Raw genomic sequence first — 15,612 nt, 5'->3', positions numbered from 1 at the left:
CTATAACCTCCAGGTTGATTCTAATGTGATCCTGGTTTTATCTATTGCTTGCTGATCGGGACCGAATCGCGTGCTGGCAGCCAACGACAAATGCAGTCCGGAACCGAGAACGAATGATTCCTTCACAGAACAGAGCAAGTAGTGATCGCGAGCCGATTTCTGATCCGGGTCGAACCAGCGAATCATGAAGTGGCTGCTGTGGCAGCACGAATTGGCCGACCAGCGAGCATCGATCCAGTAAAGCTTCTTTCGTCTCGCGCCGATTCGAGCAGATTTGACACGACCTGTCAGACTCAGCCTGTGTCTCGGTGGCAGATTTGTACCGCAGCTCGCGACTACCGACCAGATGTCGTAGCCCTCAGTCCTGATGTTATCGTCACCGGCGAGCAGAATGAGCTTGAATCTGCTCGTGGATGCGAAAGTGTTAGTATAAGTTCCACGCAACCGGAATTTCTCTGATCCACCAGTTTTCCACCAATTCGATTCGACAATCAGATTCTGAGAGTTCGAGAGCGGAAACTCACTTCTGGTTTGCACGCCTGTTTCTCCTGCATATCGGGACCTGTAAGAGAGGCCGATGTCGTCGATTCTTACCTCACGAGTATCGGTATTTGCCCTTCCTGCACCGAACGGATTGCGAAACATCGTATCATAGCGCCATACGTAGACACGATGCTGGTCACCAACATTCGATATCCGCGCTAAATATGCAGCTTTCCCCCCGCGATCCACAGCCAGATCGAATCTAACGCTCACTTTGCGGACTTCAGTCTCAAGTCCCGTTCCGATCACCCGTACTTCTGCCGAACTGCCGTTTTCCCTGTTTGTGATCTTGCCGTCGATAAGAGCAATATCGATAGATTGCCCACCAGCCAAATATCTGATCCTGCCACCATTGATTGCCGCAGTGAACAGTCTGTCACGATCATAAGATGTCACTGTGCTGACAGTGAAGTCATCTAACCGTCTCTCGATCAGAATCCCGTTGAATCTGTCCCGCTGAGAATACAGCATTGACATGCCAAGGTCTTTGTCGGTGAGAAAGATCGGGTGTCGCCCGGCAACAAGCCCCCCGCACCAGACAGGATCAACACCGCCCACTTCGATCCTCATATTGTCGTCTCTCCATCCGATACTCCTGCTCCTGAGATAGATTTCCTGATTCGCCGAGCTCTCTGCAATCAGACTTCCGTAGAATCCCGGCTTGCCCGAGTAGCTCATTCTGATTATTCGTCTGTATGGTTCGCTATCGCAACCTCTGTGATACATGCGGAAACTCGCAGTTGCGTCTCTGGTAGGGTTTTCGATGCCCGTCGCCTTGATCGTGGGCATCTCTGCGCCTTCGACAGTGTGCAAGTCGGTGGTGCTTTCCTGAATGGAGTCTGTGAAGAACTCGCTCCATCGATCGAATTCATCTGAATCGATCTGGCCGGTGTCGAACAGCCATTCGAGAGTCTCGTAGTCGGTTACGAAGTAACTGCTGAGGAACTGCGCGTTTAGTTCAGGTGCAATGAACGCACCAAACAGCGCAATTGTGATTATCCCCCTTGATAATCTATCTACTGACATGTGGAGCCCGTACCCCTTTGCTACAAATCGTACTCCTTGATCTTACGATACAATGTTCGCTGGCCGATTCCAAGCATTTCTGCAGCTTTTCTCCGATTTCCTCCGACTTTTTCGAGAGCGTCCGCAATCATCTGGCGTTCCATCTGCTGCAAAGTCGACGATGCGCCATCGGATTGAATTTCCATATCAGCGTGGAATTCCGGAGCGATATGCCCTCTCCCTCTGTCGCTATTCGACACTATCAAGTCTTTCAAGCCCGATACTTCCTGAGCAAGGTTCAGTAGTGCCTGATATATCAGCTGAAAATCGGCAGTCTGACGCGTATGACCGGTCACAACCGGCAATTGTCGGTTCGATCTTGTCTGCCGGCTGATATATTCACTTACGCTAAACTTCGATATGTTGCTGTCGGCGAGTGTGACCAGCGATGATTCCACGAAATTTCGCAGCTCCCTGATATTCCCGGGCCAGCTGTACCTGAGGAGGAGTTCAACAGCTTCCGGATCAACAGAAACATCACCCCGCCCCCTGATTTCGAGGAATCTCTGAATCAGTGGCATTATGTCTACGGGTCTCTCTCTGAGTGGAACAGCATTCAGCGTTACCACAGAGAGCCGGTAGAACAGATCTTCACGGAAGCTGCCTTCGTCTGTCAAATCTCTGAGGTCCCTGTTCGATGCGGCAATCACGCGAACATCGAAGGAAACCTGTTCCGTCCCGCCGACGCGCATGAAGCTCCGCTGCTCCAACACTCTGAGCAATCTCACCTGAACGTCCGGTTTGATCTCTCCAATCTCGTCGAGAAATATTGTCCCACCGTCGGCACTCTCGAAGTACCCCTCCCGCCTACCTGCAGCGCCGGTAAACGCACCTTTCTCATGCCCGAATAACTCGCTTTCAAGAACGCCCTCGGCGATTGCGCCGCAATTGACCGGGACGAAACGCTTCTTCGCTCTCCTGCTCAGATTGTGTATCGCGCGAGCAAACATCTCTTTGCCGGTGCCGCTCTCGCCGCCAATCAGAACGATCACATCGGCCTGCGCAAGTTGGACAATCGTTTCTGCAGCTCTGATCAACGCCGCCGAATGCCCGAATATTCCCTGATCACGAAGTTGCCCGAGCAAACCGAGTTGATTCTCGATTTCTGCTATTATCTGCGCGGGAGTGACACCCTGATCGAACAGACCGGAAACACTCAGTTCCAGTGACGCAGATCGAGTATCAGCTACCGGATTGTTATATAGATACGTCACCAGGCTCGGGTACTGTCGCAGAATTGTCCGCAGCAGCGGTAGAAGCTCGCTCGCGCAGCCCTCAGAGTCTATGAGTGCAATAGAGGGTGAGGCATTCTCAAGCGTCGCTATAAATTCCGAAGCCGATGTGCAACGATCGAAAACGATGCGCTTCGCCTTCAGAACCTGACCCAACAAATCAGATGATTGATCATCCGGCGTTAAAAGAACCAGCCTCCCAATCATCTTCTCCTCTTGGATTTGCCAGATTTTGGCCTCTGCGATCTATTCTTGGGGGGAGCGTCGTTGCCGATTATCCGCAGATTAATCTGGTACCGTTCGAGATCGACGTTGATTATCTGCACCGAAACTCTCTCGCCAAGAGAGTACGTGTTTCCCGTGTGCGAGCCGGTGACTGACACTCTGCTCTCGCTGACTTCATAGTAATCGTCACCGAGTGTCGACAGACGCACCATACCCTCTGCCGAAAACTTGATCAATCGCACGAAGAATCCAAATGATACGATGCCGGAGATGACGCCCTCGAAAATATCACCGATGTGCCGCGAGAGATAGATCGCCTGCTTGATCCGAACTGTCTCCCTCTCAGCTTCCTCGGCCAGTCTTTCGCGTGCCGACGAATGCTCACCCACTCGCACCAGCAGTCGCTTGATGTTCAATAGGCGCTTTCCGGGATAGTGTCCGTTGACAATCTCTTTCAGCAACCTGTGCACCAGAAGATCCGGATAGCGTCTGATTGGAGATGTGAAATGCAGGTAGTGTTTGAACGCCAACCCGAAATGGCCGATATTTTCCGGCTGATAACAGGCCTTCTTCAGAGACCTCAGCAAGAATTCATTGAGTACGCCTTCCTCAGGCTTTCCCTCGATCTTGTTCAGGAATCTCGACAGTTGAATCGGCTTGGGAGGATCAGTCAGCTTGAGATCCCATCCGAAACCACTGACAAACGCTCTGTATGCTTCGAGTTTCCCGCTATCGGGCACATCGTGAACACGATACAGAGTAGGAAGACCGAGCCGTGTCATGTGTTCTGCCACAGCTTTGTTCGCCAGCAACATAAACTCCTCGACAAGCCTGTGGCTCTCCTTTCGGGGACGCGGACTGATGTCGACTACATCACCCGATTGGTCGAGTACGACTCTCGGCTCCGGCAAGTCAAAATCGAGACTCCCCGTGGCAAGTCGCTTCTTGCGGAGAATTTCCGCCACCGATCGCATAAGATCAAGGCTTTCGGTTAGTCCCTGCAGCTTATCGGGCGGATTTCCATTGTCGAAATAATCCTGAACCTCGTCGTACGACAACCTCCCACCGGAATGTATTATGGAAGGCGTGATCTGAGTCTTCAATATCCTGCCGGTTTGTGCCAGCTCCATTATGCAGGAGTATGTAAGGCGGTCGACATCACCCTTCAGACTGCAGATTTCGTTCGAAAGCTTCTCCGGAAGCATCGGCAGCACCCTGTCTACGAGATAGACAGATGTCGCTCTCTCTCTCGCTTCGATATCAATCTCGGACCCCTCGGTCACATAATGCGACACATCAGCGATATGCACGCCGAGGAGATAATTGCCGTTATCGAGGATTTCCAGCGATACTGCGTCATCATAATCCTTAGCATCCGCCGGATCGATCGTGAACGTGACTTTGTCTCTCAAATCAAGACGATCTCTATCCACAGAAATATCGAGTTCGAGCTTGTCAGCCTCGTTGGTAACTTCAGCAGGAAACTCCGTAGGCAGGTTGAATTTTCTGATCGTCGATAGAATATCGACGCCGGGATCATCGGGATAGCCGAGCACCTCGATGACTTCGCCTTCCGGATTCATGAGTGGATTCTTCCACTCGGAAAGCGCAACAACTACCTTCTGGCCGCTTGATGCCTGAAGCCCTTCGGTTTTGCGAACATAGATTTCGCGGGTAATCTTGGGGTCGTCAGGTTCTACAGTTGTGAAATACCTCGCGCGGTGGATTGTCCCGACGATAGTAGTCCGGTTTCGCTTCAATACCTTCACCACTGCCGCTTCAGGAGATTTCCCTCTCCTTCCCGGCTTGACCCTCACCACAACCCGGTCGCTATCGAGAGCGGTGCCTGTATCCTCAGGTGGAACATAGATTTCTTCAGTCCCATCCTCAGGTTTCAGGAATCCCGATCCCTTTCGATTCATGTTCAGGATACCGACTTTGAGACTCAGCTTGCCCGGCAACCCGACGCGGCTGCCGCGCAGCCTGACCACCGTGCCATCATTCATTAGCTCCCTTACCAGCTTCCGGAACGACCTGTACTCTGATTCCGGCACACGGAGGCCTTTGGCTAATTCACGAATTTTGACTGGCTTGTAGCTCGTCGCCGAAACGAATTCGACTAATTTCTCCCTTGTGACTGGCATATACGTCAAATATTCGGCAGTACCTGCGATAAGTCAAACAAAAAATGCAAATGTGGCTGGGTTTTTATGCCAAAGTGGCAGAGTGGGCGGGCGTCAGTCAGATCGGCTCTTCATGAGGACTTTCGAAAAGAGGCTCATATTTTCCAGCACCTTGCCAGTGCCACGAGCCACGCATGTCAGCGGATCATCAGCGACATTCACTGGAAGATTCGTTTCGTGGCGCAGTCGTTTGTCGAGGGAGCGAAGCAGCGCGCCGCCACCAGTAAGGACGATTCCTCGATCAAGAATATCAGACGCCAACTCCGGCGGAGTCCGTTCGAGGGAAAGTTTGACAGCTTCAATTATAGCATCTATCGTCTCCGAGAGAGCCTCCCTCACTTGTGCGGATGATATCTTGAGATTCTTCGGCACCCCGGCGACAAGATCCCGTCCCTTAACCTCCATCGATTCCTCGCGTTCCTGCTGAAACGCATTACCGATCTTGATCTTTATCTCTTCGGCTGTCAACTCACCGATGAGTAAATTGTAGTTTTTCTTCAGATAAGAGACTATCGCCTCATTCATCTCATCGCCGGCGATTCTTATTGAGATGTTATTCACGATGCCATTGAGGGCAATTACTGCAATCTCTGAAGTCCCTCCGCCGATATCGATGACCATCACGCCGGATGGTTGATCGACTGGCAGCCCGACACCTATCGCGGCGGCCATCGGCTCCTGAATCAGAAAGACCTCTCTGGCACCAGCATTTTCAGCAGAATCGCGGACTGCGCGTTTCTCGACCTCGGTTATGCCGGATGGCACCGATATTACAATCCGCGGCTTGAGAAGATACCTATGCCTTACAACCTTTCGGATAAACGCTGAGAGCATTTTCTCGGCAACCGCAAAATCAGCGATAACGCCATCCTTGAGAGGTCGAATTGCCTTTATCTCGCCCGGACAACGGCCGAGCATTTCTTTCGCTTCCCTGCCGATCGCTAGTACTTTATTTGTAGCAACCTCGACAGCCACAACCGAAGGCTCATTGAGAACGATTCCTTTGGGGTGTCCTCGAACGAAAACTAATGTGTTGGCGGTACCGAGATCGATACCTATGTCGTTAGAAATAAATCCTAGCAGAGCCATATGGTGCCCGATTACAAATTTTGCAGGAGTATACGTGCAGTGTCGTCAATTTGCAACAAAAACTTGAAATGATACCTATCCGAAGTAGAGATATCTCTCCCACAGGCTGACGTAGCCCCCCCAATCGCTGTCGCGCTTCTGGTCATAGTCATCGAATACATTCAATCCACTGTCGATTCGGTCGAGCAGGTGCAGCACATATGCCTCCCGCGTCAGCGGAACGACCGGCGACCCGTACTGCCGCTCGCCGTGGTGCGATGCTATCAAATGCCGCAATTTGTTTTCCAGCTTCTCCGGAAAATCAGGTATCTCCGATATGTAATCCACCACGATCTGATCGCCGAGAGTGATATGCCCCACCAATCGTCCTTCATCCGTATAGTCGAGCTTCACACCACTCGTCAGCTCATATGTCTTGCCGATATCGTGGAATATGGCTCCACATATCAGTAGATCGCGATCGAGCAATGGATAATGTTTGCATACTCTGTCCGCCAAAGAAGCAATCGAGAGGGAATGCTGAACCAACCCACCGATGTAATCGTGATGGAATCTCTTGCCCGCAGGCGCAGCAGTGTATTTCTCGAACAATTCAGCGTCATTTCTGAGTAGCCGTAGAAGCTCCGAAAGGAATTCATTCTCAATAGTAACCGCGATCTCATCAAAGATCTCCTGCTGTCTTTCGATTCCGCCGTCGACAACCTTCAACAACTCGGAGAGATCATATTCTCCGTCTTTGGCGGGTCGCATCTTCTCAACTTTGAGCTGCGCTTTGTCACGAAATGTTGACACCAGCCCGCGCACCTTCACAACTTCAGCATCTTTAATCTGATTGTAGACAAGAGCTGCATCCTCCCATATAATACCTTCGATCTTTCCGGAGGAATCGGAGAATTCGAGTCGCAGCCTTTCCCCCCGGTCATACGGAATAACCTGAGCGGCAGTCAGAACGAAGAACCCTGTTACATTATCCCCTTGCGCAAAATCAGATATCATGCGGACTCCTTTTTGTCATAATAATGCGCGCCGGAAGTCTCTGCAAGGAAAATACTTGTATAATGAATGGAACTTAAATAACTTGGCCAAAATGCGCGTACTGAGTCGATATATTCTTAAAGAACACATAGGACCTTTCCTCTTCTCATTCTGTGTGGTTACATTCGTTCTCATCCTCGATTTCGTGCCGAATGTGATAGACATGGCGATAGGCAAAGATATCGACCTGCTGACCATTCTCTGGGTATTCGTTCTGAATCTCGCATGGATGCTGGCGCTGTCGGTGCCGATGGCAACCCTCGTGGCGTCTCTGACCGCATTTGGCAGACTGCAATCCGATTTCGAGGTGCTCGCAATCAAGAGTTCAGGGATACACTTGATTACACTCATCCGCCCGGTGCTGATAGCGAGTGTCTTTCTGGCTGCAGGAATGGTGTGGTTTAACAACGAGGTCCTCCCCGATGCGAATCATAAGGCGCGGGTGCTGATGAGCGATATTCGCGTGATGCGTCCGACACTGTCGATCAAGAGCAATATATTCCTCAATGACATTCCGGGCTATGTCATTCTGATAAAGAAAATAGATCACAAGACATCGCGCATCAAAGACGTTACCATTTTCGATCAGAAAGATCCGAGGAATCCCAGAATTATCCTCGCGCAGGAAGGTGAGCTGGAGTATCTGGAGGGGGGTACGGTTCTCAGCTTTGTCCTGGAGGATGGTGAGATTCATGAGCCGGTGGGAAACGATCCGGAGAAATGGCGTTGGGTCAAATTTGAGAAGCAAACATTCAATATCCGCGATATAAGCCGTTCACTCAAAAGAACCGATTCGTCATATAGGGGAGATCGTGAACAGTCGGCCGAGGATATGCTTGTCGAGATTCGGAAATGGCGAGAGAGAATCAGGAAGACCGACATGCTCTCATTCCGACGGGTCGATGACGAGGGGAGGCGGCTTTTCTACGGCCTGACAAGGGACGAGTCTGTCGAAACCGACGTATTCAAACGAAAAGCTGTCATTCTCGCCTACCAACGCGCGGCGGATGTAGCAAAAAGCCTTGAGCAGTCCATCAAGAACAAAGACCACACAGAACACCTGGTGAATACCTACCTCCTGGAAGTCCATAAGAAATATTCGCTGCCCGCCGCCTGCATAGTCTTTGTTCTCATCGGAGCGCCGCTCGGCATAATGGCTCAGCGAGGGGGAATGGCGGTCTCTATAGGAATTTCTATCGCCTTGTTCATCGTCTACTGGGCGTTTCTTATCGGTGGCGAAGAGATTTCCGACAGAGGATTCCTGTCACCGGCCGTGACAATGTGGGCTGCAAATGTATTGCTCGGTGGGGTTGGTCTGCTGCTTCTCCTAAAAGTGATGACCGAGAAAGAACTGACACGGTTTTCAACTTATTTCGGACGGAAGCCCAGGCGATGATCAAAGTAATAGATAGATACCTGTTTAAGACTTTCATTAAGGCAACACTGGTTTCTCTGTTCGTCTTTCTACTCGTATATCTGATTATTGACAATGTCGAGCATCTCGATGATTATATCGATAACGATGCCACACTTTCGATGGTCGTCCGGTACTACCTCTATTTCTTCCCTTTCATAATTGTGCAGGTAACTCCGGTCGCTGTGCTGCTCGGTTCAATGTTTACCATAGGACTGATGGCGCGCAGGAAGGAGATTCTTGCTCTGAATTCATCAGGCGTTAGCATGTACCGAATCGCGCAGCCTCTCCTGCTCGGAGGACTCCTGATCAGCGCAGCCATCTACATCTTCTCCGATAGAATCGTGCCGGAAGCAAACCGTCGAAAGACACAGATACGATACGGTGAGATCGAAAATAACCCGAACTACGGCAAAGAGCAGGTGCATAACCTGATGTACAGGGGCAGCGACGGTCGCATTTTCCGATTCAGCAATTATGATCCGATAACGCAAACCGCACAGCAGGTTACGATCCACACTGTGACTGATAACCGCCAGGAAAGCCAGCTTGATTGTCGGCGAATGGAATGGCTCGATTCTATCTGGATCGCTGTAGATGGACGATTGCGGAAGTTCTCGTCAGAGTCCGGCACCGAAGAGCTGACCGAATTCGATACGCTGTACCTGCCGGAAATCCAGGAGCCGCCGGAGCGATTCGAAAAATCAGAGATGATCCGCAAAGGATCAGACCAGAATCTCGGCTTCGATCTATCCGTAGCAGACCTTGCGAAGATCATCGAGTATCGCCGTATGGCTGCGATCGAAACCACGCAGGAAGAGGTCTTTTTTCACATCAAATTCTCGCTGCCGTTGGCAAGTTTCATCATAGTACTTCTCGCAGTGCCATTGGCATCTGATCCCCGGCGCGGTTCGGTCGCAATCGGATTCGCATTCTCAGCCGGGATCGCGTTCTTCTATATACTGCTTTTCGAGATAGGTCAGAAACTCGGCACCGATGGTTCGATTCCCCCGCTGCTTGCATCGTGGGGGGTCAACGGTCTGTTCTTGCTCGTCGGTATTATTCTGATGCTCAAAGCGAGAAAATAGGCGGACAATCTCCTCTCAGTTCGACTCCAATGAAAGTCATCTCCTGCAGGCATATTCAATTGTCGGGAACCACACTGCAAATAGCGCGTTTACACGAGTATGGACAGAACGCACGTCTGAGCCGGGTTTCCCTCAAGACGTTCTTGGCTCGTAGGTGCGTTCAGTGAGTACCGGAGGAAATTGCGAGCAAGGATGTTCACAGGGTGCAGGACCTCGATTCAGCCAGATATAGATATTCTGAAATCGATTCGTCAACTCGCAAACAGCAATTGAGGACAATTGTTTCGTGATCTTACCGGATAGATGCGGCAACGCATCAGAAGACAATGCAGCCTTTCTGCGCATGGACACCAAGAGTGCCCCCGCGAAACGGCATCAATCGATTCTTGCGATGGTATTGTAATCTACAAGCTTGAGCCGGGATTGCTACGATGGTTGCACTTACGGCAGTCTCGGCTCTCCTCCCTATATCTCAGACCAGCCAGACATTTTGCTGTCATGTTGTTGAAAACAGCTCTGTCGTCCCCCCGAAGGTGGGGACCCATTACCAGCAGCACATTGCCAATCCAGCAGGTTAGTGATCCTTGCCTGCTGGAGCGAAGCGAAGAGCAGGTCCGAACGCATGTGAGGAGATCCTGACACGCTGCTTGTAAACCGCGATCAGAGATCGCGGCCACACAACCTACTTCAAGGACATGTGCCGCCCACATGGCCCATATTGCAATTGCATACTTGACTTCTAATCACCACAAGATTATCCTCGTGCAGATAGTCAGAACACCCGCACGAGGGGTGGAGAATAGTCCAGACCTGGATGGAGAGAGAAATGGTTGATCATAGCTCCGCTAGAAAACATATATGCATGGTCTGCGGCTGGATATATGATCCAGAGGAGGGCTTTCCGGAAAATGGAATCGAACCGGGAACTCCATTCGAAGACCTGCCCGAGGCATTCTTCTGCCCGGTCTGTGCGGCGACCAAGGAGCATTTCTCACCAATTTAGATAAATACTCTCTCCTGGAAAGTCATTTTCCGATTGCAACGAAAGGCCATATATGCGCGCAATTACAGTGGACAAAGTGAATATCACACCCGGCAAGATTCTCTGTGTCGGCAAGAACTATTTGGCACACCTACGCGAAATGGGAGGCTCAAGACCGATGCCGGAGCCGACGATCTTCATGAAGCCGAATTCAGCTATAGTCAGCGGCGCGAATGAAGTCGCGATACCCGCCGCTCATGGCGTCCTGCATCACGAAGTCGAACTCTGTTTCGTCATCTCCCGCACGCTGAGCAGAGCATCCGAGCAGGAGGCTGGAGATTCCATATCCGGCTGGGGTGTCGGCATCGATTTCACTCTCAGGGATATCCAGAGTGCGGCAAAGAAAGCCGGCGGACCGTGGACAATATCCAAGGGTTTCGACTGCGCAGCGGTATTTGGTGAGTTTGTCACTACCGGTTCTGATTTCGATCCGTTGGCACTCGATATCAAGCTGTCATTGAACGGCAATATCCGTCAGTCTGCGAACACCGGTCAGATGATCTTCTCGCCAGCCGAAGTGGTCAGCTTTGTATCCCGATTCATGACCATCGATGCAGGCGATCTATTCATGACCGGGACACCCGAAGGTGTTGGAGAAGTGAAAGATGGCGACAAGATCGATGCCGAGATTTCCGGATTGCCTCCGTTGAAATTCGCAATTTTGAGACCATGATGTCGCGAATTTTGATAGCCGGATCGAGCGGCCTGGTCGGAACAGCACTGACTGAACAGCTCCTCTTGCAGGGAGACTTAGTTACCTGCCTGATTCGCAGGCCATCGCCCACCCCCTCCGGCTCACAATCCTCTCTCTGGAATCCATACGAGAAAAAGATCGACCTCGATGAAATTGACGGACATGATACCATTATCTGCCTATCTGGAGCGGCCATCTCAGACTCGCGCTGGACCGACAGAAGAATGCAGGTACTGGTCGACAGTCGAGTAAAGCCGACAGCCTATCTTTCAGAGACAATCGCCCGACTACGCCGGATACCGAACGTCTTTCTGGTAGCATCAGCCGTTGGCTTCTACGGGAATATGGCTCCTGATATGACTGCAGATGAACAAAGCCACGCCGGAGAGGGCTTTCTTGCGGATCTCTGCAAACTGTGGGAAAATTCGACCTCGGCTGCTGAAGCCGCAGGCATTCGCACAGTGCATCTGCGCTTCGGGATCATCCTGACTCCAGACGCTGGAGCGCTTGCGAAGATGCTGCCGATGTTCAGGAAGGGTCTCGGCGGCAAGATCGGTTCCGGTAGACAGATGATGAGCTGGATCACATTAGATGACGCTGTTAGGGCGATCATCCACGTAATTAATGAGCCGAGCCTGACCGGACCAGTCAACATTGTCTCCCCCAACGCAGTCTCGAATGCCGAGTTTTCGCACTTGCTCGGCAAAATCCTCGGCAAACCGGCAGTTGCTTCCCTTCCAGCGGTCGCCGCCCGCCTGCTATTCGGCAAAATGGCTGACGAGACTATTCTTTCGAGCCAGAATGTAATTCCTCGAAAACTACTCGAATCAGGATTCGAGTTCGATACACCTGAATTGGAGTCGGCTCTGGAGAGTCTCCTTCGTTAGTCGAGCTGCTTTTCGCTGAATGAATTCGCCGGATCAATTGACATTGAGGTATTGTTCAATTAAATTCAGGCAATGGATATTTCGAACAACGAAGGGAGTGAACATGTCATCGGTTGAGAAGAGCGTGCTTGACGGACTCAGCAGAGGAATTCAGGCAGAGCTATCAGCGTATGTCTTTTACAAGAAGGCGCTTGATAATACCAGAGACAAGAAAGTGAAAGAGATATTGAGCTGGCTGGCGGGCGAAGAGAGAGAACACTACCGGCTATTGGAACGGCAGTACGACAACCTGGTTAGATCAGAACTGTGGGTCGCATATAACGACATCATGCTCAAAGAAGGCCTGCCGGATATCGATGAGAGAACCGACGAGATCCATGATGAACTTATCGACGAGGTCGATGAAAATATGACCGCAAAGAGAATTCTCGAAATCGGACTGATTCTAGAGACGCGAGCACGTGATCTCTACACCGAACTCGGGAAACAGGTCACAGATCCCAAAGGCAAGGAGACCTACGCATATCTCGTTCGCTTCGAGACAGGTCACATCGCCAAAATCGAAACGATGATGAAAGACCTTGGGTTAGTGTAGCTCTGCCCGAACCATTCTAGATCGCCGGAGTTGTCGCTCCGGCGATTCTTACATACAAAGAGAATCCTCCTGATCAACCGCCCTTTTTCTATTGACCTTTCACGCTGTAATCGTAGCTTATTATTGCAGAAATGCAGGTAATGCCTGAATCCATAAATCGAATAGAATATAGGTCACTTAATATCTCGAGGAATAACTGATGGAGAAGACAATTTCGAGGCGGCTCGCAGAGTTCGCCCACAAGCTCAAGTACGAAGATATCGACCCCGAGTCAGTTCGACATGCCAAGAGATTTCTGTTTGATACTCTTGGATGCGCACTCGGTGGACACCGCGCCGAGGATTGTAAGATATCATTGGGGGTTATCGAGAAGCTCGGCGGCACACCGGAATCAACGCTGATTGCCACCGGATTCAAGACCAATGCATACATGGCCGCTCTGGCAAACGCGCTGATGGTCCGCGTGATGGATTACAATGACATTTACTGGAAAGAGGACCCGTCGCATCCGTCAGATATTATCCCGGCGGCACTGGCTGTCGGGGAGCGCGAGGGATGCTCCGGCAAGGATCTGATAGTCGGAATCATAATCGGCCACGAAATCGAAATGCGACTCTGCGAATATGTCACCCCCGGCATTCGCGAAAGAGGATGGCACCACGCGACACTCACACAATTAGTTTCGCCGCTCGTGGCGGGAAAAATGCTCGGACTTGATGTCGATCAACTCACGAACGCCACCGGCATATCGGGATGTCACAACTTCACTCTCGGTGCAGTCGCTGCAGGCAAACTTACGATGATGAAGAATACCGTCGATCCTATGGCGACTCAGTCCGGCGTGTTGGCAGCCCTTCTTGCCGAAAACGGCTACATCGGAACTGAAGCCATTTATGAGGGAAAAGAAGGCTTCTGTCAGCAGATGGGCGAAGGCTATAAGCCGGAAGTCCTTTTCGACGGGCTCGGGAAGAACTTCAAGATCAAGGATTGTTCCTTCAAGGCATTCCCGACAGAATTTCTGACACAATCACCCGTGACTGCGGCTCTGAAGCTCATCAAAGAGAATGACATCAAGTGGGAGGATGTCTCTGCCGTTACCGTGCACACCATTCACCGGGCAGTCGACATTCTGGCCGATCCGAGCAAGTATCATCCGACCAGCAAGGAGACTGCCGATCACTCGATGCCGTATTGCGTCGGTGCGGCGATCATGGATCGCATGGTTACGCCTCTGCAGTTCAAGGAAGAACGTATCGCGGATCCTCAGTTGATTGATCTCATTCAGAAGATCAAAGTTGTCGCTGACGATAAGCTCGAAGCCGAATTCCCGGAACTTCAGCCGTCGGTCGTCGACATAGAAACCAGCACGGGCGAAACTTTCACACAGAGAGTCGACTACGCGAAAGGCGATCCTCGCGAGACTATGACAGATAGCGACCTCATGGTCAAGTTCTACGGTCTGACTGCCGATTTCCTGCCGGAGAACAGGCGCAAGATGATCCGGGACATGGTCTATGATCTGGAAAAAGTTCGATCGATTGAGGAACTCATGAGGGCGCTCATTGTATAGTTGGTTGGATGGGGGGAAAGAACTAATCTCGGGCGGTTCGTTTGTCATGCAAGCGAGCCGCTTTTTATTGCGTCATTGCCTCGTTGCGGCTGTATGCAAAGTCTCCTCATAGACCACTAATTGTAATGTGATTCTAATCGTGCAATCAGCATACAAGAAAACAGGGCCGCCAATGCGACCCTGTTTCGGTGATCACTCACCTAACTCTTTTTCGCTATTATTTGCGAGCTTTGCGACGGGCAATACCACCAGCGAGCAGACCAGCGCCAAGAAGGAGCAGAGTGGCCGGCTCAGGAATGGTATCATCCGGAACGCCAGAGGCGTCACCAGACATGTTGTCGGTCAACCAGTAGTTGCCAGTGTCATGAACCATGACGTAAGCAATGTCATTCATCGCGGACGACACAGTCAGGTAATCGAGCGAAGAGCCACCGAAATCGTCTGTGTTCGCCGCACCTGATGCCGAAGAAATCAGGTTGTCGTTCACATCATAAGCTTCAACAAAGAAGTCTGACTGAGAGCTGTAGCCGGTCGTGAAGAATGAGCCATCCTGATTCAAAAAGTCGATACGACCAGATCCCTGGCTGGTGCCGAGGAATGCAAATACGTAACCTTCCATGTTGTAGTTACCGCTACCCCAGATATCACCAAGGTTGTTGGAAACGTTCCAGTTGCCGGTAGTGGCGTCACCGTAGATCCAGTCATAACCGTCGGTGGTCGTAAACTGAAGGCCCGGGATCGAACTTGCGATAGGAACCTGATCCTGACCCAGTCCATCCTCGAAATCGAGGAACCATGCATTGGCAGTTCCGCTGATCGCGAAAACCATCAGCAGTGCTACGGCGATTCTCGTGAGCTTTCTCATTTCATCCTCCTGGAAAAGAAAACAACAGTGTTCTAAATTCTCAATTGATTTCATAGCTGTTCAACTATTGAGCAATCGCCGTGCC

The 15,612-nt window shown here is 51.1% G+C and carries 13 protein-coding genes; 7 read left to right on the top strand and 6 right to left on the bottom strand.

What is annotated here, in order from left to right:
• From KKH67_09825 to KKH67_09805, 5 genes are all read right to left on the bottom strand, one after another.
• Complete coding sequence (locus KKH67_09825) at nt 1–1,569, bottom strand: hypothetical protein (GenBank protein ID MBU1319474.1); 1,569 nt, start codon at nt 1,567–1,569, stop codon at nt 1–3.
• Nucleotides 1,570–1,589: 20 nt separating this feature from the next.
• Complete coding sequence (locus KKH67_09820; protein ID MBU1319473.1) at nt 1,590–3,047, bottom strand: sigma-54 dependent transcriptional regulator; 1,458 nt, start codon at nt 3,045–3,047, stop codon at nt 1,590–1,592.
• Nucleotides 3,044–5,209 carry a ribonuclease R gene (gene rnr / locus KKH67_09815; protein ID MBU1319472.1) on the bottom strand — a complete coding sequence of 722 codons (2,166 nt, stop codon included), beginning with the start codon at nt 5,207–5,209 and terminating at the stop codon, nt 3,044–3,046. The genes KKH67_09820 and rnr overlap by 4 nt, the downstream gene beginning before the upstream one ends.
• Before the next feature lie 93 nt (nt 5,210–5,302).
• On the bottom strand, nt 5,303–6,337 hold the full coding sequence (locus KKH67_09810) for a rod shape-determining protein (GenBank protein MBU1319471.1): 1,035 nt from the start codon (nt 6,335–6,337) through the stop codon (nt 5,303–5,305).
• A gap of 75 nt (nt 6,338–6,412) precedes the next feature.
• Complete coding sequence (locus KKH67_09805) at nt 6,413–7,333, bottom strand: HD domain-containing protein (GenBank protein ID MBU1319470.1); 921 nt, start codon at nt 7,331–7,333, stop codon at nt 6,413–6,415.
• 82 nt (nt 7,334–7,415) lie between these two features.
• Between KKH67_09805 and KKH67_09800 the strand changes: the two genes are divergently transcribed.
• The 7 genes from KKH67_09800 to KKH67_09770 all read left to right on the top strand — a co-directional run bounded on the left by KKH67_09800 (nt 7,416) and on the right by KKH67_09770 (nt 14,662).
• Nucleotides 7,416–8,768 carry an LptF/LptG family permease gene (locus KKH67_09800; GenBank protein MBU1319469.1) on the top strand — a complete coding sequence of 451 codons (1,353 nt, stop codon included), beginning with the start codon at nt 7,416–7,418 and terminating at the stop codon, nt 8,766–8,768.
• Complete coding sequence (locus KKH67_09795; protein ID MBU1319468.1) at nt 8,765–9,874, top strand: LptF/LptG family permease; 1,110 nt, start codon at nt 8,765–8,767, stop codon at nt 9,872–9,874. The genes KKH67_09800 and KKH67_09795 overlap by 4 nt, the downstream gene beginning before the upstream one ends.
• Nucleotides 9,875–10,700: 826 nt before the next feature.
• Complete coding sequence (locus KKH67_09790) at nt 10,701–10,877, top strand: rubredoxin (protein MBU1319467.1); 177 nt, start codon at nt 10,701–10,703, stop codon at nt 10,875–10,877.
• Between the two features lie 52 nt (nt 10,878–10,929).
• On the top strand, nt 10,930–11,589 hold the full coding sequence (locus tag KKH67_09785) for a fumarylacetoacetate hydrolase family protein (protein MBU1319466.1): 660 nt from the start codon (nt 10,930–10,932) through the stop codon (nt 11,587–11,589).
• On the top strand, nt 11,589–12,497 hold the full coding sequence (locus KKH67_09780; GenBank protein MBU1319465.1) for a TIGR01777 family oxidoreductase: 909 nt from the start codon (nt 11,589–11,591) through the stop codon (nt 12,495–12,497). Before KKH67_09785 ends, KKH67_09780 begins: the two co-directional genes overlap by 1 nt.
• A gap of 103 nt (nt 12,498–12,600) precedes the next feature.
• The gene (locus KKH67_09775) at nt 12,601–13,092 is read left to right on the top strand and encodes a ferritin family protein (protein MBU1319464.1); all 492 of its coding nucleotides are present in this window, start codon (nt 12,601–12,603) and stop codon (nt 13,090–13,092) included.
• A 199-nt stretch (nt 13,093–13,291) separates the two neighbouring features.
• Nucleotides 13,292–14,662, top strand: a complete 1,371-nt coding sequence (locus tag KKH67_09770; protein ID MBU1319463.1) for an MmgE/PrpD family protein — start codon at nt 13,292–13,294, stop codon at nt 14,660–14,662.
• 217 nt (nt 14,663–14,879) lie between these two features.
• Here KKH67_09770 and KKH67_09765 read toward each other — a convergent pair whose 3' ends face one another.
• A complete protein-coding gene (locus KKH67_09765) occupies nt 14,880–15,527 on the bottom strand; it encodes a PEP-CTERM sorting domain-containing protein (GenBank protein ID MBU1319462.1) in 648 nt (215 codons plus the stop codon).
• Between the last annotated feature and the right edge of the window lie 85 nt (nt 15,528–15,612).

Source organism: Candidatus Zixiibacteriota bacterium, from assembly GCA_018820315.1.
Taxonomy (GTDB): Bacteria; Zixibacteria; MSB-5A5; order JAABVY01; family JAHJOQ01; genus JAHJOQ01.
This window is presented reverse-complemented; position numbering and strand designations above follow the sequence as displayed.

Excerpts from the sequence above, each read along its gene's own strand:
- KKH67_09785 (MBU1319466.1), top strand. The coding sequence starts at position 10,930 with ATGCGCGCAATTACAGTGGACAAAGTGAATATCACACCCGGCAAGATT.
- KKH67_09810 (MBU1319471.1), bottom strand. The coding sequence starts at position 6,337 with ATGGCTCTGCTAGGATTTATTTCTAACGACATAGGTATCGATCTCGGT.
- KKH67_09765 (MBU1319462.1), bottom strand. The coding sequence starts at position 15,527 with ATGAGAAAGCTCACGAGAATCGCCGTAGCACTGCTGATGGTTTTCGCG.
- KKH67_09790 (MBU1319467.1), top strand. The coding sequence starts at position 10,701 with ATGGTTGATCATAGCTCCGCTAGAAAACATATATGCATGGTCTGCGGC.
- KKH67_09825 (MBU1319474.1), bottom strand. The coding sequence starts at position 1,569 with ATGTCAGTAGATAGATTATCAAGGGGGATAATCACAATTGCGCTGTTT.
- KKH67_09820 (MBU1319473.1), bottom strand. The coding sequence starts at position 3,047 with ATGATTGGGAGGCTGGTTCTTTTAACGCCGGATGATCAATCATCTGAT.
- KKH67_09775 (MBU1319464.1), top strand. The coding sequence starts at position 12,601 with ATGTCATCGGTTGAGAAGAGCGTGCTTGACGGACTCAGCAGAGGAATT.
- KKH67_09805 (MBU1319470.1), bottom strand. The coding sequence starts at position 7,333 with ATGATATCTGATTTTGCGCAAGGGGATAATGTAACAGGGTTCTTCGTT.
- KKH67_09770 (MBU1319463.1), top strand. The coding sequence starts at position 13,292 with ATGGAGAAGACAATTTCGAGGCGGCTCGCAGAGTTCGCCCACAAGCTC.
- KKH67_09795 (MBU1319468.1), top strand. The coding sequence starts at position 8,765 with ATGATCAAAGTAATAGATAGATACCTGTTTAAGACTTTCATTAAGGCA.
- KKH67_09780 (MBU1319465.1), top strand. The coding sequence starts at position 11,589 with ATGTCGCGAATTTTGATAGCCGGATCGAGCGGCCTGGTCGGAACAGCA.
- rnr (MBU1319472.1), bottom strand. The coding sequence starts at position 5,209 with ATGCCAGTCACAAGGGAGAAATTAGTCGAATTCGTTTCGGCGACGAGC.